This window comes from Micromonospora sp. HM5-17, from assembly GCF_003762835.1.
Taxonomy (GTDB): Bacteria; Actinomycetota; Actinomycetes; order Mycobacteriales; family Micromonosporaceae; genus Plantactinospora.
In genome coordinates this window covers 144,188-164,421 of the sequence record NZ_RJWA01000004.1, presented here as the reverse complement: position 1 = coordinate 164,421, position 20,234 = coordinate 144,188, and the positions used below count along the sequence as shown (strand labels likewise).

Below are 20,234 nucleotides of genomic sequence, written 5' to 3'. Positions count from 1 at the left end.
CCCACCCGACCCGGCACGCCCTCGGTCAGCTCTCCGGCTTCGGCGGCAGCGGCGAGCGGCGCGTCTTCGGCAGCCGCAGCACCTCGAACTGGTCCGTCCCGTCGATCAGCGCACCGGAGGGTGCCGGCCGTCCGGCGGCCGGTGCCGGGGCGACCCCGGCCGGTTGAAGTCCGGCGTCGACCGGCCCCGTCCCGTCGGCTCCGGCCGGAGCCGACGACCCCGACCCGGCGTCCGGGGCAGCCGACCGGCTCCGCCGCCGCCGGATCCGCTCCTTGGTGTTCTCGACCATCGTGTAGAGCGTCGGCACCAGCACCAGGGTCAGCAGCGTCGAGCTGACCAGGCCGCCGATCACCACGATGGCCAGCGGCTGCGAGATGAACCCGCCCTCACCGGTCAACCCGAACGCCATCGGGAGGAGGGCGCAGATGGTGGCGACGGCGGTCATCAGGATCGGCCGGAGCCGGCGCCGGCCACCCTCGACCACCGCCTCGACCACCCCCATTCCCCGGGCCCGGTACTGGTTGATGAGGTCCATCAGCACGATCGCGTTGGTCACCACGATGCCGACCAGCATCAGGATCCCGATCAGCGCCGGTACGCCGAGCGGCGTACCGGTGGCCAGCAGCAGGCCGATCGCGCCGGTGGCGGCGAACGGCACGGAGACCAGCAGGATCAGCGGCTGGATCAGGCTGCCGAAGGTGGCAACCATGATCACAAAGACGATCGCGATCGCGGCGAGGACCGCCAGGCCCAGGTCGGCGAACGCCTCCTGCTGCTCCGCGCTGACCCCACCGATGGTGAAGGTCGCCCCCGGTACGTCGAGCGCGTCGAGGCGTCGCTTCAGGTCGGCGGTGATCGCCCCCAGGTTCGTCCCGGTCGCCGTACCGCTGACCGTGACGCTCCGTTCGCCGTCGATCCGGGTCACCGCCAGCGGCCCCTGCACCTCCGTGACGTCGGCGATGTCGTCGAGCCGCACCGCGCCACCCGGCCCGACCGGCAGTGCCCGCAACGCCTCGACGCCGGCCGGTGGCATCCCGGTCCGGAGCACCACATCCCGCGGTTCGCCGCCGAGGGTGACCTGGCCGAGCGCCGCACCCCGGAACTGCTGGGCGACGAGCTGGCCGACGGCGGCCTCGGTCAGGCCGGCGCGGGCGGCGGCCGCCCGGTCGACGGTGACGTCGATCCGCGGCGCGCTCTCCGCCAGGCTGCTCTGCACGTCGGTGATCCCGGAGATCTCCGTCATCAGCTGTCGGACCTGCTCGCTCGCCCGCTTCAGGACCTCGGCGTCCGGCGCCTGGACGATCACCTGGATCTCGTTGGTGGACCCGCTCCCCGGGTGGCCGGAGCCGCCGAAGCGAAGGTCCCCGACGCCGCTGAGCTTGTCGAACTCCGCCCGCAGCGCCTGCTCGACGTGGTCGGCGTCGGCGTCCTCGGTCAGCGCGACGGAGAAGGTGGCGGTGTTGGCGGCGCCCCCGCCGCTAAACGGGTCGCCGTTCCCGCCGACCGTCACCTGGTACGTCTCGATCCCGTCGGTCCGGGCCAGCACCCCCTCGACCTGCCGGGCCGCCGCGTCGGTGGCGGCGAGGCTCGTCCCGACCGGCAGCTCCTGGCGGATGCTGAGGGTGTCCTGGCCCGAGTCGTCGAGGAAGTTGGTCTCCAGCCGGGTGGCGAGCCCGAACGTGCCGAGGAGCACCACCAGCCCGAGGCCGACGGTGAGCCAGCGCCGCTGGGTGGCGAACCGGATCACCGGCAGGTACCCACGCTGCAACGGGCTCCGCAGTTCCTTCTCCTCCGCCGCCTGGCGGATCTTCTCCGCGTCCGCGCCGCCGTTCGCCGGGCGGAGGAACCAGTACGCCAGCACCGGGATGATCGTCAGCGACACCAGCAGAGAGGCGAGCAGCGCCACGGTCACGGTGATCGCGAACGGCGCGAAGAGCTGCCCGACGAAGCCCCCGACCAGCACGATCGGGGTGAAGACGGCGACGGTGGTGAGGGTGGAGGCGGTGACCGCGCCCGCCACCTCCCGGACGCCGGTCAGGATGGCCTCACGCTTGTCCTCGCCGTACCCGAGATGCCGCTTGATGTTCTCCAGGACGACGATCGAGTCGTCCACGACCCGGCCGACCGCGATGGTCAGCGCGCCGAGGGTGAGCAGGTTCAGCGAGTAGTCGCCGATCCAGAGCGCCAGGAGCGCCACCAGCACGGAGAGCGGGATCGAGACCGCGGTGACCAGGGTGGACCGGACGGAGAGGAGGAAGACCAGGATCACCAGCACCGCCATCACCAGACCGAGCAGGCCCTCGGTGGTGAGGCTCTCGATCGACTTCTCCACGAACGGCGCCTGGTCGAAGACGACGGTGAGGGTGGCTCCCGAGGCGGCGGCGAGGTCGTCGAGCCGGTCCCGGATCTCGTGTGAGATGCGAACCGCGTTCCCGTCCGGGGTGGCGGTGATCGAGATGCCCAGGCTGTCCGCGCCGTCGGTGCGGGTGAACGACGTGGGCGGGGCGGGCTGCTCCTGGACGGTGGCGACGTCGCCGAGCCGGACCGGCCTGGCGCCGGACCGGGCCGGCGCCAGGTAGATGTTCGCGAGGTCCTCGACCGAGGTGATCCGGCCGCCGACCTGGACCGGGCGGGTCCGGTCGCCCTCGGTGATGCCGCCCGCCGGGATGGTCACGCCGTTGGCCTGCAACGCCGTGCCGATGGCGGTGGGGTCGACCTTGGCGGCGGCGAGCTTGGCCGGGTCCGGAATGATCACCACCTGCAGGTCGCGGGCCCCGGTCAGCTCGACCGCGCGGACCCCCTCGATCGCCTTCAGCTCGGGTACGACGATCGTGGAGAGCCGTTCCGTGAGGGTCCGCTCGTCACCGCCGCCGGACGCCGCCAGCACCACCGCCGGGATGTCCTCGGTGCTGCCGGCGAACACCTGCGGCTCGACCCCCTCCGGGAGCTGCGTCTCGATCCGGTTGATCGAGGTTTGCAGCTTGTTCACCGCGTCCTCGAGGTCGGTGCCGAACTCGAACTCCACCTGCAGGGTGGCGCTGCCCTCCCGCGAGGTCGAGGTGACCTTGGTCAGCCCGGCGATGCCCTGGATGCTGTTCTCGATCGGCTCGGCCACCTGCGCCTCGACGACCTCCGGCCCGGCACCCGGGTACGGCGCGACGACGAACGCCGCCGGGAACTCCAGCGACGGCAGGAGCTGCTGCTTCAGCGAGGGCACGGCAAACAGCCCGAACGCCGTGATCACGATCGCCACGAGGGCGACCAACCCTCGGTTGGCGAGACTGAGTCTGGCGAGCAACGACATGCGGCGGCTCACTCCTGTGCATCGAGTAACGCGAGGTGACTGACGCTCACGCGGGTCCGAGTCTGCGCGGCAGGAGCAGTGTGCCTGACGCGGATCTTGGGTGCGCTGTGGGGGCGCTCCGCGCCATCGTCCGGGCGGACCCCCTGACCAGGCAACCCGGCCTCAGTCTCCTCTCAGGGGGCATCCTCCCAGCTCCCGCCGCTCGCCGGCCCGCGCCGCGCTGACCCAACCCACGCCGGATCCGCGACGACACCGGAACACGACCGACCCTCACATCCGGGCCGCGTCGACCGGACGCCCGCCGACGCGACCAACCCGCCGGGGACGCCAGCCGGAGCAACCCCACCCGCCACGAGCCGTTCAGGCCAGCACGAGCTGCTCAGGCCAGGTCGAGCGCCCGGGCCGCCGTCAGTACGTCGTTCTGGATGGTGATCGGCGAGGGCGCCGTCGAGATGGCCCACTCCGGGTCCTTGAGCCCGTGCCCGGTCACCGTGCAGACCACCGTGGACCCGCTCGGCACCGTGCCGGCCGCGGCCTGCTGCAACAGCCCGGCGACGCTGGCCGCGCTGGCCAGTTCGACGAAGACCCCGACCTCCCGGGCGAGCAGCCGGTAGGCGGCGAGGATCTCCCGGTCGGTCACCGCGGCGATCAGGCCGCTGGAGGCGTCCCGCGCGTCAACCGCCTTGGTCCAGCTTGCCGGGTTGCCGATCCGGATCGCCGTGGCGATCGTGGAGGGCTCGCGTACCGCCTGACCGGTGACGATCGGGGCCGCCCCGGATGCCTGGAAGCCGTACATCCTCGGCCGACGGGTGGCGTTGCCGGCCTCGGCCTCCTCCTGGTAGCCCATCCAGTAGGCGGTGATGTTGCCGGCGTTGCCGACCGGCAGGCAGTGGATGTCGGGGGCGTCGCCGAGCGCCTCGACGATCTCGAACGCGGCCGTCTTCTGGCCGTGCAGGCGGTCGACGTTGACCGAGTTGACCAGCGCCACCGGGTAGTCGATGGCGAGCTTGGCGGCGAGCGCCAGACAATCGTCGAAGTTGCCGCTGACCTGCAACAGCCGGGCGCCGTGCACCAGCGCCTGGGCCAGCTTGCCGAGCGCGATCTTGCCCTGCGGCACCAGGACGGCGCAGGTGAGCCCGGCCCGGGCCGCGTACGCCGCCGCGGATGCGCTGGTGTTGCCGGTGGAGGCACAGATGATCGCCTTGTTCCCGGCCTCGACCGCCCTGGAGACCGCCACGGTCATCCCGCGGTCCTTGAACGAGCCGGTCGGGTTGGCCCCCTCGACCTTGAGGTAGACGTCACAGCCGGTCCGGCTGGACAGGACCGGTGCCGGGATCAGCGGGGTGTTCCCCTCGTACAGGGTGATCACCGGCGTGGCATCGCTGACCGGCAGCCGCTCCCGGTACGCCTCGATCAGACCCCGCCACATAACGCTCGCCTCGCCTCCGCGTGTCGACTCCGGGGCCACCGCCGCTCGGCGGCCCCTATCCACGGTGACTCACCGTGGCCGAGCGGCGCCCATCGCACCACCCAGTAACCACCTGGCGAGACACCCGTCCCACGAGGCTCGTCGATCGTGGCGTTGCCGACACGCCGGAAAGCCCCTTCCGGAGGGGCCCCGGCGTGGTCGACGCCGTGTCTAGCTCCCCTCGCCCTCGACCCGCAGCACACTGGTGATCGAGCGGACGATCTCCAGCCGGCGCAGCTCGGCGACGGTGGCGGCGAGCGCCGCGTCCGGCGCGGCGTGGGTGACGATGACCAGGTCCGCGTCGCCGCTGCGCCCGGCCGGGCCGGCGGCGGCGCCCCCCGGCCCCGGCGGTACGGACGCCTGCCGCACGGTCGCGATCGAGACGCCGTGCCGGGCGAAGACCCCGGCGACCGCGGCGAGCACGCCCGGCCGGTCGGCGACGTCGAGGCTGATGTGGTAGCGGGTGATCGCCTCCCCCATCGGTCGGATCGGCAGCGCCGCGTACGCCGACTCGCTCGGCGCCCGCACCCCGGCCAGGTGGTTACGGGCCGCCGCCACCACGTCGCCGAGCACCGCGCTCGCGGTCGGTGCCCCTCCCGCGCCGCGGCCGTAGAACATGAGCTGGCCGGCGGCCTTCGCCTCGACGAAGACCGCGTTGAAGGCATCACCGACGCTGGCCAGCGGGTGGCTGACCGGGATCATCGCCGGGTGCACCCGGACGCTGATCGAGTCGGTGCCGGTGGAGTCCGGGCCTCGGGAGGCGATGCAGAGCAGCTTGATGGTGCAGCCCATCGCCTTGGCGCTGGCCATGTCGGCGGCGGTGATCTCGGTGATCCCCTCCCGGTGCACGTCCGCGGCGGTGACCCGGGTGTGGAAGGCGAGCGAGGCGAGGATCGCGGCCTTCGCGGCGGCGTCGAAGCCCTCGACGTCGGCGGTCGGGTCGGCCTCGGCGTAGCCGAGTTCGGTCGCCTCCTCCAGCGCCTCGGCGAAGCCGGCCCCGGTGGCGTCCATCGCCGAGAGGATGAAGTTGGTGGTGCCGTTGACGATCCCGGTGACCCGGGTGATCGTGTCGCCGTGCAGCGACTCGCGCAGCGGGCGGAGCAGCGGGATGGCACCGGCCACCGCCGCCTCGTAGTAGAGGTCGGCTCCGCCCTCGGCGGCGGCGTCGTGCAGCGTGCCGCCGTCCTCGGCGAGCAGCGCCTTGTTGGCGGTCACCACGCTCTTGCCGGCCCGCATCGCCTCGACCAGCCAGCTCCGGGCCGGCTCGATCCCGCCGACCACCTCGATCACCAGGTCGACGTCGTCCCGCTTCACCAGGCCGAGGGCGTCGGTGGTGAACAGGCTCGGATCGACCGGCAGCGGTCCCCGGTCCCGGCCGGGTCGGCGTACGGCGATGCCGGCCAGCTCCAGCGGGGCCCCGACCCGGGCGGTCAGGTCCGCGGCCTGCTCGTGCAGCAGGCGTACCACCTCGGTGCCGACGGTCCCGCAGCCCAGCAGGGCCAGACGGACAGGCTTCGTCATCCCACATCCAATGCCAGCAGATCGTCTTCGGTCTCCCGCCGGACGATCAGCCGTGCCCGGCCCTCGCGGACCGCGACGACGGGTGGCCGGGGCACATGGTTGTAGTTGCTGGCCATGCTCCGACAGTAGGCTCCCGTTCCGGGCACGGCGAGAAGATCTCCGGGCTGCACGTCGGCGGGCAGGAATTCATCCTTCACCACCACATCCCCGGCCTCGCAATGCTTTCCCACCACCCGGGCGAGTATCGGTTCGGCCGCCGACGCGCGGGAGGCGACGGTCGCCGAGTACGACGCGTCGTACAGCGCGGTCCGGATGTTGTCGCTCATCCCACCGTCCACGCTGACGTACGTCCGGATCCCGTCCACGTCCTTGACCGTGCCGACCTCGTAGAGGGTGAAGACGGCCGGGCCGACGATCGCCCGCCCCGGTTCGATCGAGAGCCGCGGCAGGGCCAGCCGCTGCGCCTCGCACTCCCCCTCGACGATCTTGTGCAGCCGCTTCGCCAGCTCGTGCGGGGTCGACGGGTCGTCCTGCGTGGTGTACGCGATGCCGAAGCCACCGCCGAGATCCAGCTCGGGCAGCTCGACCCCGCGCGCGTCCCGGATCTGCGCCTGTAGCCCGAGCACCCGCTTGGCCGCGACCTCGAACCCGCTGGTGTCGAAGATCTGGGACCCGATGTGCGAGTGCAGCCCGCGCAGCTCCAGGACGTCCTCGTCGAGGATCCGGAAGGCGGCGGCCGCCGCCGCCCCGCCGGCCAGCGAGAAGCCGAACTTCTGGTCCTCGTGCGCCGTGGCGATGAACTCGTGGGTGTGCGCCTCGACCCCGACCGTGACCCGGACCAGCACCCGGGGCCGGACGCCGCGCTCCCGGGCCAGCGCGGTCAGCCGGTCGATCTCCTGGAACGAGTCGACGATGATCCGTCCCACCCCCGCGTCCAGGGCCCGACGCAGCTCCGACACCGACTTGTTGTTGCCGTGGAAGCCGATCCGCTCCGGGGGCATCCCGGCGGCCAACGCCACCGCCAGCTCCCCACCGGAGCAGACGTCGAGGGAAAGACCCTCCTCGGCGATCATCCGGACGACCGCGCGGCAGATGAACGCCTTCCCGGCGTAGAAGATCTCCTCGTCCGGGAAGGCCGCCCGGAACTCCCGGCACCGGCTCCGCAGGTCGTCCTCGTCGAGGACGTACACCGGCGTGCCGTACTCCGCGGCCAGCTCACGGACGTCCAGGCCCGCGACCCGCAGCGCACCATCGGCGCCCCGCGCCACCGTCCGCGGCCACAGCTGCGGCACCAGCGCGTTGACGTCCTCCGGGGTACGCAGCCACGTCGGTCCTCGGAACCCGAGGTCGCCGTGCAGCGCCCCCGCCTCGTGCGCGCGCACGGCTCACATCCTCTCGGGGGCGGAGACGCCGAGCAGCGACAGGCCGTTGGCCAGCACGATCCGGGACGCCTCGACCAACCAGAGCCGGGCCCGGGTCAGCTGCTCCGGCACCGGCCGGTCGGCGCGGGGCAGCACCTGGCAGGCGTCGTAGAACCGGTGGTACGTCCCGGCCAGCTCCTCCAGGTAGCGGGCGATCCGGTGCGGCTCGCGCAGCTCGGCGGCGGTGGCGACCACCTCCGGGAACTCGCCGAGCGTCTTGAGCAGGTCGTTCTCCCGCTCGTGGCTGAGCAGCCCGGGGTCGAAGTCGTCACCCCGGCTCATGCCGAGCTCGGCGGCGTGGCGCAGCAGCGAGGCGATCCGGGCGTGCGCGTACTGGACGTAGTAGACCGGGTTGTCGTTGGAGTTCCGGGTGATCACCTCGATGTCGAGGGTCAGCGGCGAGTCGGTCGAGGAGCGGGCCAGCGAGTAGCGGGCCGCGTCCACGCCGACCGCGTCGACCAGTTCGTCCAGGGTGATGATGGTGCCGGTCCGCTTCGCCAGTCGCACCGGGACACCGTTGCGGACCAGGTTGACGAGCTGGCCGATCAGGATCTCGATGTGGTAGTCGGGGTCGTCGCCGGCGCAGGCGGCGATCGCCCGCAGCCGGTTGACGTAGCCGTGGTGGTCGGCACCGAGCAGGTAGACGCACTTGTCGAAGCCGCGCTCCCGCTTGTTGATGTAGTACGCCGAGTCGGCGGCGAAGTACGTCAGCTCGCCGTTGCTGCGGATCAGCACCCGGTCCTTGTCGTCGTCGAACGCGGTGGTGCGCAGCCAGACCGCGCCGTCGGCCTCGTAGACGTGACCCTGCTCGCGCAGCCGGGCCAGGGCGTGGTCGATCGCCCCGCTGGTGTGCAGGGTCCGCTCGGAGAACCAGACGTCGAAGTGCACGCCGAACCGCTCCAGGCTGGCCCGCATCTCGGCCAGCATCAGCTGGTAGCCACGGTCCCGGAAGATCGCGACCGCGTCGTCGGCGGGCTGGTCGAGCACGTCGGGGCGCTCGGCGACGATCCGGGCGGCGATCTCGGCGACGTACTCGCCCGCGTACCCGTCCTCGGGGGTGGGCTCGCCCTTCGCCGCCGCGTACAGCGAGCGGGCGAACCGGTCGACCTGAGCGCCGGCGTCGTTGATGTAGTGCTCGCTGGTCACCTCGGCGCCGGCGGCGGCGAGGATCCGGCGCAGCGCGTCACCGACCGCCGCCCACCGGGTGTGCCCGAGGTGGATCGGGCCGGTCGGGTTGGCCGAGACGAACTCCAGGTTCACCCGCGTCCCGGCGAGCCGGTCGCTGCGCCCGTACGCCTGGCCGGCCCGTACCACCTCGCGGGCGAGCTGCCCGGCGGCGGCCGGGTCGAGCCGGATGTTGAGGAAGCCGGGGCCGGCGATGTCGACCGATTTGACACCCGGGGTCCGGGTCAGCTCCCCGGCGACCGCGGCGGCGAGGTCCCGGGGCGGCATGCCGACCCGCTTGGCCAGCTGCAGGGCGATGGTCGAGGCGTAGTCGCCGTGCCCGGGATTGCGTGGTCGCTCCAGCGTCACCGACTCCGGCAGGACGGAGTGGTCGAGCCCGCGCTCGGTGAAGACGGCGCGGACGGCGGCGAGAACGGCCTCGGCGAGGTTGGCGGGAGTCACCGAAACATGCTACCGGGGGTAGACTCAGTCACTCGGTGGCGACCCCGCAGGTGTGCCGGCCGCCATCCCCTGACCGACCGACCTGACGAGGGACCATGAGCATCAGCACCTCGGGCGGCGAACAGCGCCGTCCGTCCGTGGTCAGTACCGGTAAGAAGGCGCCGGCCGGCGACAAGCCCGCCGCGGACAAGGCGACCGGGGGCAAGGCGACCGGCACGAAACCGGCGGCGAAGACCGCGTCCGGGGCGCGGGTCCCGGCGGGCCGTACCGGCGGGAAGAAGCCGCAGCAGCGTCGGCCGGTCACGCCGGTCAAGGTCAGCCACGGTCGGTCCTGGGGCAACATCGCCATCTTCGTCGCGGTCGGGATCCTCGCCGCCGGCATCATCGGGTACGGCGCGTACGCGGTGATCCAGAACGGCAGGAGTTGGGAGGACAAGGCGGCGGCGATCGACGGGATCGTCAACTACCGAGAGACTGACCCGTCGGCGGTCGACCCGCTGCCGGGCAAGGAGTCGCACGAGCCGGGCCCGCAGACGTACAAGGTCAATCCCCCGGTCGGCAGCACCCACAACAACGCCTGGCAGAACTGCATGGGTGACGTCTACGACGCGCCGATCGCCAACGAGCACGCGGTGCACAGCCTGGAGCACGGCGCGGTCTGGATCACCTACCGGCCGGACCTTCCGGCCGACCAGGTGGAGAAGCTGGCCGAGAAGGTCCGCGGCAACGAGTACATGCTGATGAGCCCGTTCGAGAACCTCGACCGGCCGATCTCGCTGCAGGCCTGGGGCTACCAGCTCAAGGTCGACAACGCCGACGACAGCCGGATCGACGAGTTCATCGAGGCGCTGCGGGTCAACGCCAGCGTGGAACCGGGTGCCACCTGCTCCGGCGGCATCACCGCGACCGGCACCACGCCGCGCGACAACGTTCCGGGCGACCAGACGATGCCGCAGGGCAGCTGAACACCATGACCAGCAGGTCTGAGACCGTGACCGGCGACGCGGAGGCGCGGACCGCCACGGTGCCGGAGGAGGCGGCGCCGGCCGACCTGGCGGCCGCCGGGCCGACCACGGGTGGCCCGACCGACGGCGTGGACGCGGACGGGCCGGGTCGGCGCGGTCCCGGGACCGGTCTGCTGGCTCTCGGGGTCGTGCTCGGGTTGCTGCTCGGGCTCGCCGCCGGGCTACTCGCCCCGGGGCTGTTCCGACCCGGGAACGACTCGCCGGAGGCCGGTTTCGCCCGGGACATGTCGACCCACCATGCCCAGGCGGTCGAGATGTCGATCCTCGCGCACGAGAAGACGAGCGACCCCGACGTCCGGACCCTGGCCGCGGACATCGCCCTCACCCAGCAGGCCCAGATCGGCACCATGCAGACCTGGTTGAAGACCTGGGGACTGAGCCCGACCAGCAGCCAGCCGAGGATGGCCTGGATGCCCGACGGTGCCGGAGCGGTGAAGGACGGACTGATGCCCGGGATGGCCACCGACGCCGAACGGGCCCAGCTCCGCGCCGCCACGGGACGGGACTTCGACATCCTGTTCCTGCGGCTGATGCGCGACCACCACCTCGGCGGGATCCACATGGCGCAGGGAGTCATCGAGCTGACCGACGACGAGCAGGTGACGGCGCTGGCACAGTCGATGGTCAACGGGCAGAAGAAGGAGATCGAGCTGATCAACTCGCTGCTCATCAGGCTCGGCGCCCAGTAGGACGCCAACCGTCACGGGCGGCGGCCACCCTCGCGGGTGGCCGCCGTTCTGTGTCCCGCGCGGTATGTGCCGTTCGGCGGTACGCACCTTAAGTTGCATCTTGGAGCACTTGCCCATTTTGGAGGTTTTCTCCGTACATAACGTGACTATGCCCGATCTGCGCTCGTTGTCCAGGACATGACGGTTGCTCTCCGGGACGGACGTCGGTCGGTCACCAGTTGGTGCCGTCGACACACCATCGGCGGCGACGGCGCGGTGGCAGCCGTCCGCCGCGGCCAAAGGGCGGGTGAGGTGGGCGGTGCCATCCTCAGCCGCGACCAGGAACTGGACCTGATCGAGGCGCTCCGCGGCAGCTATCCCGATGACTTCGGGATCGACGAGGAACTCTGGACCCGGCAGAGCGTCGCCGCCCTCGCCCAACGCCGGTACGGCCTCGCCGTCGACGCCACCGAGATGGGCGGCTACCTGCGCGCCTGGGGCCTCGGGCCGCGCCGACCCACCGACCGGGCCTGCGGGCTCTGCGTCGACGCCGTGGCGACCTGGGTGGAGCGGGAGTATCCGGCGATCGTCCGCACCGCCCTGGAGCACCGGGCCGACGTCTGGTGGATCGGGCGAACCCGGCTGCACGGCGTGGTGCCGGCCGCCGACGTCCTCTCCGCGGTCTCGGGACGCGGCCGGGTGCGGTTCCTCATCGCCACCCCGAACGTCAACCCGCCCCTGCCCCGGGACTTCCTGCTCCGGCTCAGCGGCGCGGACGGCCGGAACATCCACGTCGTGGTGGACGGCTCCTGGACCCGCTCCGAGTGGCCCCGCCGACTGCCCGCCCGCATCGTGCTGCACGCGCTGCCCAGCTGCGGCCGGTAGCCGGTGTGCCCGGGCCGGTGCGGCAAGGCCCGACGCACCGGCCCGGGCCTCCGGCCGGCGACCGCGGCTCCGGGCGACGGCCACCGGATGCCCCGGGTCGACCGGCGATGGCACGGGTACGCCGGACGACCCGAACGGCACGACGGATACCGATTCGGCGCCGGGCGGCCTCGTTTGCTACTCTTCCTGGGTCGCTGAGCCCCCGTAGCTCAGGGGATAGAGCACCGCCCTCCGGAGGCGGGTGCGCAGGTTCGAATCCTGCCGGGGGCACCCTGGACGACCAGCACAGAGTCGCCCCTGACCAGGCAAGACACGGTCAGGGGCGATCTTCTTCTGTTCGGCGGTGTCCGGCCGTCACCGGGCGCTGACGGGCGTCCGTGCCGAATACGCGCCGAAGCCCTGGGCCCTGCCCCCGGTCAGACGTGACCCACGGCTGTGAGGAAGGGCCCCTTTATATACAAAAAACGATAAGAAGGGGCCCTTCCTCACACCTCTCGGAGCGGGTGATGTTCGTCGCCGGGGATTCGGACCGCGGTGGCGACGTGGGCTGATCGACGAGCCCGACAGCTCGCGGGTGCGTACGGTCAGTCGGCTCGCGTACGCCGGTAGACCAGCATCTCCCGGCCCGTCAGCGGATCGCGGGTGACGCCCACCCGGAGGTAGCCGGCCCGCTCGGCCACCCGTTGCGAGGCGGCGTTCTCCGGCGCGGTGACCGCGTCGACCCGGCGCAACCCGCCGGTCGAGAGCGCCCACGCGGTCAGCGCGGAGAGCGCCTCGACGGCGTACCCCCGGCCGCGCATGGCGGGCCGGAGGCCGTACCCGACCTCGGCTGTCCCCTGCCGGCGGTCCAGGCGGAACAGGCTCATCGCGCCGACGTGGGTACCGCTGTCCCGCTGCCGGATCGCCAGGTGCACGCCCTGTCCGGCCTCCCGGAAGACACCCAGGTCGGTCCGCAGCCATCGCCACACCGCGCCGGCGTCGCGAGGCGCCCCGGGCGGCAACGCGTCCCACTCCCCCGCCGCGATCACGACCGCGACGTTCCCCGCGTCCGCCGCCTCGAACTCGGCGACGACCAACCGCTGGGTCTCGATCCGAATCGGCGGAAATGCCGTCGTCGTCACCGCCGCTCCCATCGGTGTCGGCCCGGGTCGGCCGTGGCGACGTACCGGCGGCACGTCGCCACGGCGTCCGCCCGGGTGCCGGCGGTCACCGACCACCGGCGGTCACAGCTGGAACTCCTCGAGCCCCTCCTGGCCACCGCTCGCCTCCAGCACGGGCTGGTTGATCACCTTCGCCAGCCCGGCGATGGTGGGGTGGTCGAAGAGCGTGGCGAGGGGGATCTCCACGTCGAAGATGGCCCGTACCCGGGACATCACCTGGGTGGCCAGCAGCGAGTGGCCGCCGAGGTCGAAGAAGTTGTCGTGCACCCCGACCCGCTCCACCTTGAGCAGTTCGGCCCAGATCCCGGCGAGCAGCTCCTCGGTGGCGTTCCGGGGCGCCTCGTAGACGCCGACCGGGCCGAGCCGTGCCCCGTCCGGAACCGGCAGCGCGGCGCGGTCCAGCTTGCCGTTCGGCCCGAGCGGCAGCGCGTCCAGGGGGACGAAGACCGCCGGCACCATGAACTCCGGCAGCCGTTCCCGGAGGAAGTCGCGCAGCTCCGCGATGGGCGGCGGCCCATCGGTGCCGGCCGGAACGAGGTAGCCGACCAGCCGACGGTCCTCCCCCTCGCCGTCCGCGATTACCACGGCCGCGGCGATTCCGGGATGTGTCCGCAGGACGTGCTCGATCTCCCCCGGCTCGATCCGGAATCCCCGGACCTTGACCTGGTTGTCGGCCCGGCCGAGGAACTCCAGCTGCCCGTCCGCGCGCCACCGGCCCAGGTCGCCGGAGCGGTACAGCCGGGACCCGTCGGCGGCGACCGGGTCGGGCACGAAGTGCCGCGCGGTCAACGCCGGCCGGCGGTGGTAGCCCCGGGCGACGCCCGGACCACCGATGTAGATCTCCCCGGTCACCCCGACCGGCACCGGGCGCAGGGAACGGTCCAGCACCCGGACCGTGGTGTTCGCGATCGGCGCGCCGATCGGCGGGAGCGGGTCCTGCTCCGGATCCCCGTCAGGTACGGTCAGCGGCACCGCCGTGGTGATGACGGTGGCCTCGGTCGGCCCGTACGTGTTGCACAACCGGGCCCGGGAGGCCCAGGTACGGGCCAGCCCGGCGGACAACCGCTCCGCGCCGACCACCCAGTTGCGTACCCCGGGCACCTGGTCCGGATCGAGCACGGCCAGCAGCGACGGCACCACGCTGGCCGTCTGCACCCCGTTGTCGGCGATCATCGCGGCGAGCGCGCCCGGCTCGGCCTGCTCGGCCGCGGTGGCGATCGCCAGGGTGCCGCCGTTGGCGAGCACCACCGCCATGTCCAGCACCGCCGCGTCGAAGCTGAACGAGGCGAACTGGAGTGCCACCGTCCCCGCGGTCACCCCGAGCACCGGCTGCATCGCGACCGCCAGGTTCACCACTCCCCGGTGGCTGACCTGCACTCCCTTGGGTCGACCGGTCGAGCCGGAGGTGTAGATGACGTACGCGGCCTGGTCCGGCGAGACCGTCAGCCCGACCGGGTCGGCCGGCAGCTCCGCCAGCGCGCTCCGGACCTCCGCGTCGTCCAGCACCAGAACCCGGACCTCCGCCGGCACCGCGCCGGCCGGCAGGGTGCGCACCGTCTCCGCGGTCGCCACCAGGAACCGGGCGCCGCTGTCCGTCAGCATGTAGCCGAGCCGGTCCGCCGGATACTGCGGGTCCATCGGCACGTACGCGCCGCCCGCCTTCCAGACCGCCAGCACCGCCACCACCATGTCGATGCCGCGCGGCAGGCAGAGCCCGACCAGATCCTCCCGGGCCGCGCCGACCTGCCGCAGGTAGCGGGCCAGTCGGTTGGCCCGGGCCTCCAGTTCCGCGTAGCTCAGCCACACCCCCGCGGAGCGCAACGCCACCGCGTCCGGCCGGGCCGCCGCCTGGGCGGCGACCAGCTCGTGTACGCCGCCGACCGCCGGGACCTCGGCCGTGGCGCTGTTCCACCGGTCCAGCTCCGCCAGCTCCTCGGCGGTCAGCAGCGGCAGTTGGGAGAGCCGCCGGTGCGGATTGGCGGCGATCGCCTCCAGCAGCACCAGCAGGTGCCGCACCAGCCGGTCGATCCGGTCGGCGTCGAAGAGGCTGGTGGCGTACTGGAGGCCGCCGGCGAGTCCGCCGCCACCGGTCTCCCCGAAGGCCAACGCCAGGTCGAACTTGACCGGCTTCGGGGCGTGCCCGTCCCCGCCCTCGGCCGGGGTGGGCCGGGCCGGCGCGACCGGACCTACCGGGCCCTCCGCGTCGGCCCGGGCCCCGCCGCCCTGGGCGTAGCTGAACATCACCTGGAACAACGGGGTCCGGGACCGGTCCCGCTTGACCCCGAGCGCGTCCACGACGGACTCGAACGGCACGTCCTGGTGGGCGTACGCGCTCAGCGCCACCTCCCGGACCCGGCCAAGCAGCTCGGCGAAGGTCGGGTCGCCGGAGAGGTCGGTCCGCAGCACCAGGGTGTTCACGAAGAACCCGATCAGCCCCTCGATCTCCGCCCGGTTCCGGTTCGCGATCGGGGTGCCGATCACCACGTCGTCCTGGCCGCTGTAGCGGCTGAGCAGCACGGCGAAGGCGCTGAACAGCGTCATGAACATCGACGCGCCCGCGGTCCGCGTCACCGCCCGCAGCCCCTCGACCACCCGCTCCGGCACCTCGAACTCCACCGAGGCACCCGCCGACGACCGCACCGGCGGTCGGGGACGGTCGGTCGGCAGTTCCAGAACCGGGGCACCGGCCAGGGTCTTGCGCCAGTACTCCAACTGCCGTTCCAGCACCTCGCCGGTCAGCCACTCCCGCTGCCAGACCGCGAAGTCGGCGTACTGCACCGGCAGCTCCGGCAGCCTCGGCGGGCGTCCGGTCCGGTACGCGTCGTACAGTTCTCCCAGTTCGCGCCGGAAGATCCCGGACGACCACTCGTCGAAGACCACGTGGTGCACGCAGAGCGCGAGGACGTGTTCGCGGTCGTTGACCCGGATCAGCCGGGCCCGGATCAGTGGCCCGGTGGCGAGGTCGAACGGCACCGCGCCGTCCTGGGCGATCAGGGCCTGCGCGGCGGCGGTCGGGTCGGGCTCGGCGGAGACGTCCACCACCGGCAGCTCCACCCGGGGCGGCGGGTCGATGACCTGGCAGGCCACCCCGTCGGGCCCCTCGACCAGCCGGGTTCGCAGCACCTCGTGCCGCTCCAGCAGGGTCTCCAGGGCCCGGGCGAGGGCGGACCGGTCGAGGTCGCCCTCCCACCACACCGGCATCGGCATGTTGTACTCCACCGAGTCCGGGTCGAGCTGGGCCAGGAACCAGAGGCGCTGCTGCGCGAACGACAGCGGCAGCACCCCGTCCCGGCCCGCCACCCGGATCGGCGGGGCCGTCATGAGGTCAGCCTGGCTGGCCCGCCGCCGCAGCAGCTCGATCAGCGCCTCCCGGCTGTCCCGGATCCGCTGCCGCAACTCCTCGGTGAGGACGTTCCTCGGGGCGAGCGCCCGGAGCTGGTCCTCGGCCAGGTAGAGGCGAACACCCCGGCCCTCGAGGTCGCCAAGAAGTTCAGAAGGAGAGACCGTCACCTGCACACACCCACCCTCGCCAGTCACTTGCTTCGGGCAATTGCCGCCGCGGCCGGCCCGGTCGGGGGTCCGCGGACCTCGCCGCCGCCGATCCGGGCGCGGCGCCGTGGTTCACCGTCGCCCTCGTCACCACGAGCGCGACGTCGTGGGCCGGACCCGTCACCATCGGGCCACCTCGGCGCGGAGCCGGGCCCCGATCAGCCGGGCCCCGGGCCCGACCAGGACGTCGCCGTGTCCGCCCGGCACGGACACCACCTCGGGCTCGGTCCGGAGCGCGCCTCGCCACTGCGCGACCGCGTCGCGCCGCTCCCGCGCCGGGTCGTCGCGCGGCACGAAGAGCACGACCCGCAGGTCGTACGGGCGCAGTCTCCGGCGCAGCCGCGCGCGGTAGCGGATTCCGGCCCAGACGTTGACCAGGTTCGTCCGCTCAACCCGCAACCGCTGCCGGTCCTCCGCGCTGAGCAGGCCCACGCCGTCGTCGAGCGGGTCCGGCAACGACTCCTCGTCCAGGTCCCACAACGGCAGGAGTTCCCGCCCCGGAGGCGCCTCGGCCGGCTCCGCCCCGATCCGGTCGTCCAGGTTCCGCAGGACCTTCCGGGCTGCCCGCCATCCCGTCCAGCGCCGCCACGGGCCGTACCGGTCGTCGTGCGGCGGCGCGATCAGGAAGACGCCGCCGACCCGGTCGCCCCGCTCGGCCGCCTGCCGCGCCATCTCGACCGCGACGTAGCCCCCCATCGACCAGGCCGCGAAGAGGTACGGCCCGACCGGCTGCACCCGCCGTACCTGCCCGAGGTAGTCCCGGGCCATCTCCGGCACGGTCGGGACCGGCCGCGGTCCGCCGAGCAGCCCCCGGGACTGGAGCCCGAAGAACTGCTGCCCGTCGTCGAGTTGCTGGGCCAGGGTGACGAACTCGGCCACCCCGCCGGTGGAGGAGTGCACCCCGAAGACCGCCGGGAAGCGCTCCCCCCGACGGATCGGGATCAGCACCCCGTCGTCGACCGGATCCGGGGCCGGCGGGCCGGCGGGAGACGGCGGGACGGCGGGGAGCCGCGGGCCTGTGGGAGACGTACCGGCGGAAAGCGGCGGGCCGGCGTGGACCGGCCGACCCGCGGGGGCCGGCGGGCCCCAGCGATGTCCCCTCCCGGCCGGCCCCGGCCGGCCCCGGATCGCCAGCCGGCCGGCGGAGGAGCGGCCCACCGGGATCGACGCGGATTCCGGCGGCACCCCCCGCCCGGCCGGCTGGCTGGTCACCGTCCCCCCTGAACCGGCGCGGCCCCGATCCGGGGCGCCCCACCCGGCTCGCCGACGGCTCCGGACTCCCGGTCACCCGAGGCCTCCGGATCGTCGTCCTCCTCCGCGGCGTCGACGAAGCCGCTGGCCTGGATGGTGAACAGCTCCGCGTAGAGGCCGTTCGCCGCCATCAGCTCGTCGTGGGTGCCCTGCTCGATGACCCGACCGTCGCGCAGCACGATGATGCGGTCGGCGGAGCGCACCGTGGCGAACCGGTGGGAGACCAGCAGCACGGTACGGTTCGCGTACAGGTCCCGCACGCTGTCGAAGAGGGCGCGTTCCGCCCGGGCGTCCAGCGACGCGGTCGGCTCGTCGAGGATGACCAGTGGCGCGTCCCGGTAGAACGCCCGGGCGAGCGCCACCCGCTGCCACTGTCCCAGCGACAGGTCCTGGCCGCGGTTGAACTGCGGCGACAGGATCGTCCGGTAGCCGTCCGGCAGCGCCGAGAGGAAGTCGTCGGCACCGGCTGCCCGGGCCGCCGCCCGGATCTCCTCCAGCACCGGCTCCCGGGTGGTCCGGCCGACGTGGATGTTCTCGCCCGCCGGCAGCGCGTACCGGATGAAGTCCTGGAAGAGCACCGCGACCGCGGACCGCCAGCTGTCGGTGTCGATCTCCCGCAGGTCGGTCCCGTCGATCCGGATCGCGCCCTGCTGCGGTACGTACAGCCCGCCGAGGAGCTTGGCCAGGGTGGTCTTCCCGGAGCCGTTCTCCCCGACCAGGGCCACCACCTCGCCGGCACGGATGCGCAGTGACACGTCGCGGAGCGCCTCGCGTTCGGCGCCGAAGTAGGTGAACGAGACGTTATCCAGCTCGATCTCCGCGAACTCGCCCCCGAAGGGAAGGCCGGACCTGGTCCGGATCAGGCTCGGTTCGAGCGCGAGGAACTCGTTGAGGTCGCGGACCAGCGGAGCCGACTCGAAGAAGTCGTTGGCCATGGCGACCGACCGGAGCAGCCGCTGGCTGAACATCATCAGGACACCGGCCACGGTCGCCGTCTCGGCCAGCGTCAGCATTCCCCAGTGGTTCATCGCGATCAGCGCCGCCGCCGCGAGCGCCATCACCACGTTGCTCCCCACCGAGCCGAGCAGCGAGGCCCGCATCCGCTTGCGCATCGTCTCGGCCAGCAGGTCGATCCGCTTGCCCATCGAGGCCCGCCAGCGCTCGGCCAGGAAGCCGGCGATGTTGAACGCCCGGATCTCCTTGGCCGCCTCCCGGCTGGTGAGCAGGCCGAAGAGGTAGTTGCGCCCGCGGTCGGTGTGAGTGATCCGGGTGATGAACCCGAAGAAGTGCTCGCCGCCCCGCACACCGCTGATCCACACCGGGACGACCACCACCAGCAGGGCCACCGCGATCCACGGTGCGATGAGGACCAGGGCCAGCCAGATCGAGACCGCCGCGATCAGCTCCTGGACGATCATGACCAGGCTCTGCACCAGCATCGAGGGGCGGGTGGCGGCGCTCGCCGCCGCCCGCTGGAGCCGGTCGTGGAACCGGGAGTCGTCGAAGTCGCCCAGTTCGGCGGCGCTGGCGACCCGGATGACCTGGCCGCAGACGTACATCGCGGTCCGTTCGCTGAGCAGTGGTCTCCGGTTGGAGATCACCGCCTGCGCGATCACCACCAGGATGTTCGCGCCGACGAAGAGACCGATGTTGAGGAAGAGTTGGGAGGCGCTACCCCCCTCGTTCCGGATGATCAGATCGGTGATGACCCGCTGCAGCTGAATGATCACGAAGAAGACCGCGACCGCCTGCAGGACGTCCATCGCCAGTATGGTGATCAGCTCGCGGCGGCCGGCCGCCCAGACGAGTCGGAGCGCGGACGCGGCCAGCCGTATGGTGTCGCGGAAGCCGTACCGGGTCTGTCCCTCGGTGACCGGGCCCTGCGCCATCTCCGGGCCCTCGCCGAAGGCCGCACCCGGCCCTCCGCCGATCCGCCGCATCGGCCCCATCACCCGCATCGGCGGCCCGGCCGGGCCGGGTCCCGCGCCGGGCGCCGGGCCACCCGCGGGTACGGGTCCCTCGGCCGGGCCGGCACCGTCCACCAGCACCGGTCCGCCCACCGGCCGGGCATCCGCCACCGGCGCCGCGACCGGCCCGCCGGTCGGACCGGCACCGTCCACCGGCACCGGTCCGGGACCGTCCACCGGGACGTCTCCCGGCGGGGCGCCACCCGCCGGCACCGGGATCCTGATCGGCCCGCCGACCGGGACCTTCACCGGACCCGGCCTCCCGGCCGGAACCGGACCCCGCGTCGGGCGCGGCCCCACAGGCTCACCCATCGGCACACCACCCTTTCGGTCCTGGAGCTGCTCTCGGAACTCGCCCGGCCTCGGCCCCGGTGCCCCGCCGGGGACGC

Annotated in this window: 12 protein-coding genes and 1 tRNA gene; 4 read left to right on the top strand and 9 right to left on the bottom strand. The window is 72.7% G+C overall.

What is annotated here, in order from left to right:
• Positions 1–25: 25 nt before the first annotated feature.
• The 5 genes from EF879_RS14220 to argS all read right to left on the bottom strand — a co-directional run bounded on the left by EF879_RS14220 (position 26) and on the right by argS (position 9,340).
• On the bottom strand, positions 26–3,304 hold the full coding sequence (locus EF879_RS14220; protein ID WP_123558741.1) for an efflux RND transporter permease subunit: 3,279 nt from the start codon (positions 3,302–3,304) through the stop codon (positions 26–28).
• Between the two features lie 379 nt (positions 3,305–3,683).
• Positions 3,684–4,733 carry a threonine synthase gene (thrC, locus tag EF879_RS14215; RefSeq protein WP_123558739.1) on the bottom strand — a complete coding sequence of 350 codons (1,050 nt, stop codon included), beginning with the start codon at positions 4,731–4,733 and terminating at the stop codon, positions 3,684–3,686.
• Between the two features lie 210 nt (positions 4,734–4,943).
• Positions 4,944–6,293, bottom strand: coding sequence for a homoserine dehydrogenase (locus tag EF879_RS14210; RefSeq protein WP_123558737.1), 1,350 nt, complete (start codon positions 6,291–6,293; stop codon positions 4,944–4,946).
• A complete protein-coding gene (lysA, locus tag EF879_RS14205; protein WP_123558735.1) occupies positions 6,290–7,675 on the bottom strand; it encodes a diaminopimelate decarboxylase in 1,386 nt (461 codons plus the stop codon). The genes EF879_RS14210 and lysA overlap by 4 nt, the downstream gene beginning before the upstream one ends.
• A 3-nt stretch (positions 7,676–7,678) precedes the next feature.
• Positions 7,679–9,340: an arginine--tRNA ligase gene (gene argS, locus EF879_RS14200; RefSeq protein ID WP_123558733.1), complete on the bottom strand. Its 1,662-nt coding sequence runs from the start codon at positions 9,338–9,340 to the stop codon at positions 7,679–7,681.
• 95 nt (positions 9,341–9,435) lie between these two features.
• Here argS and EF879_RS14195 point away from each other — a divergent pair, with 95 nt between their 5' ends.
• The 4 genes from EF879_RS14195 to EF879_RS14180 all read left to right on the top strand — a co-directional run bounded on the left by EF879_RS14195 (position 9,436) and on the right by EF879_RS14180 (position 12,188).
• The gene (locus EF879_RS14195; RefSeq protein ID WP_123558731.1) at positions 9,436–10,305 is read left to right on the top strand and encodes a DUF3105 domain-containing protein; all 870 of its coding nucleotides are present in this window, start codon (positions 9,436–9,438) and stop codon (positions 10,303–10,305) included.
• Between the two features lie 5 nt (positions 10,306–10,310).
• A complete protein-coding gene (locus EF879_RS14190) occupies positions 10,311–11,054 on the top strand; it encodes a DUF305 domain-containing protein (RefSeq protein WP_123558729.1) in 744 nt (247 codons plus the stop codon).
• Positions 11,055–11,231: 177 nt separating this feature from the next.
• On the top strand, positions 11,232–11,918 hold the full coding sequence (locus EF879_RS14185) for a winged helix-turn-helix domain-containing protein (RefSeq protein ID WP_123558727.1): 687 nt from the start codon (positions 11,232–11,234) through the stop codon (positions 11,916–11,918).
• A gap of 198 nt (positions 11,919–12,116) precedes the next feature.
• Positions 12,117–12,188: transfer RNA gene (locus tag EF879_RS14180), tRNA-Arg, on the top strand.
• 314 nt (positions 12,189–12,502) lie between these two features.
• Here EF879_RS14180 and EF879_RS14175 read toward each other — a convergent pair.
• The 4 genes from EF879_RS14175 to EF879_RS28625 all read right to left on the bottom strand — a co-directional run bounded on the left by EF879_RS14175 (position 12,503) and on the right by EF879_RS28625 (position 20,094).
• Positions 12,503–13,039: a GNAT family N-acetyltransferase gene (locus EF879_RS14175; RefSeq protein ID WP_158624173.1), complete on the bottom strand. Its 537-nt coding sequence runs from the start codon at positions 13,037–13,039 to the stop codon at positions 12,503–12,505.
• A gap of 102 nt (positions 13,040–13,141) precedes the next feature.
• On the bottom strand, positions 13,142–16,594 hold the full coding sequence (locus tag EF879_RS14170; protein WP_123558723.1) for a non-ribosomal peptide synthetase: 3,453 nt from the start codon (positions 16,592–16,594) through the stop codon (positions 13,142–13,144).
• Between the two features lie 153 nt (positions 16,595–16,747).
• The gene (locus tag EF879_RS14165) at positions 16,748–17,575 is read right to left on the bottom strand and encodes an alpha/beta fold hydrolase (protein WP_148086440.1); all 828 of its coding nucleotides are present in this window, start codon (positions 17,573–17,575) and stop codon (positions 16,748–16,750) included.
• A gap of 260 nt (positions 17,576–17,835) precedes the next feature.
• A complete protein-coding gene (locus tag EF879_RS28625) occupies positions 17,836–20,094 on the bottom strand; it encodes an ABC transporter ATP-binding protein (RefSeq protein ID WP_123558719.1) in 2,259 nt (752 codons plus the stop codon).
• Positions 20,095–20,234: the final 140 nt, after the last annotated feature.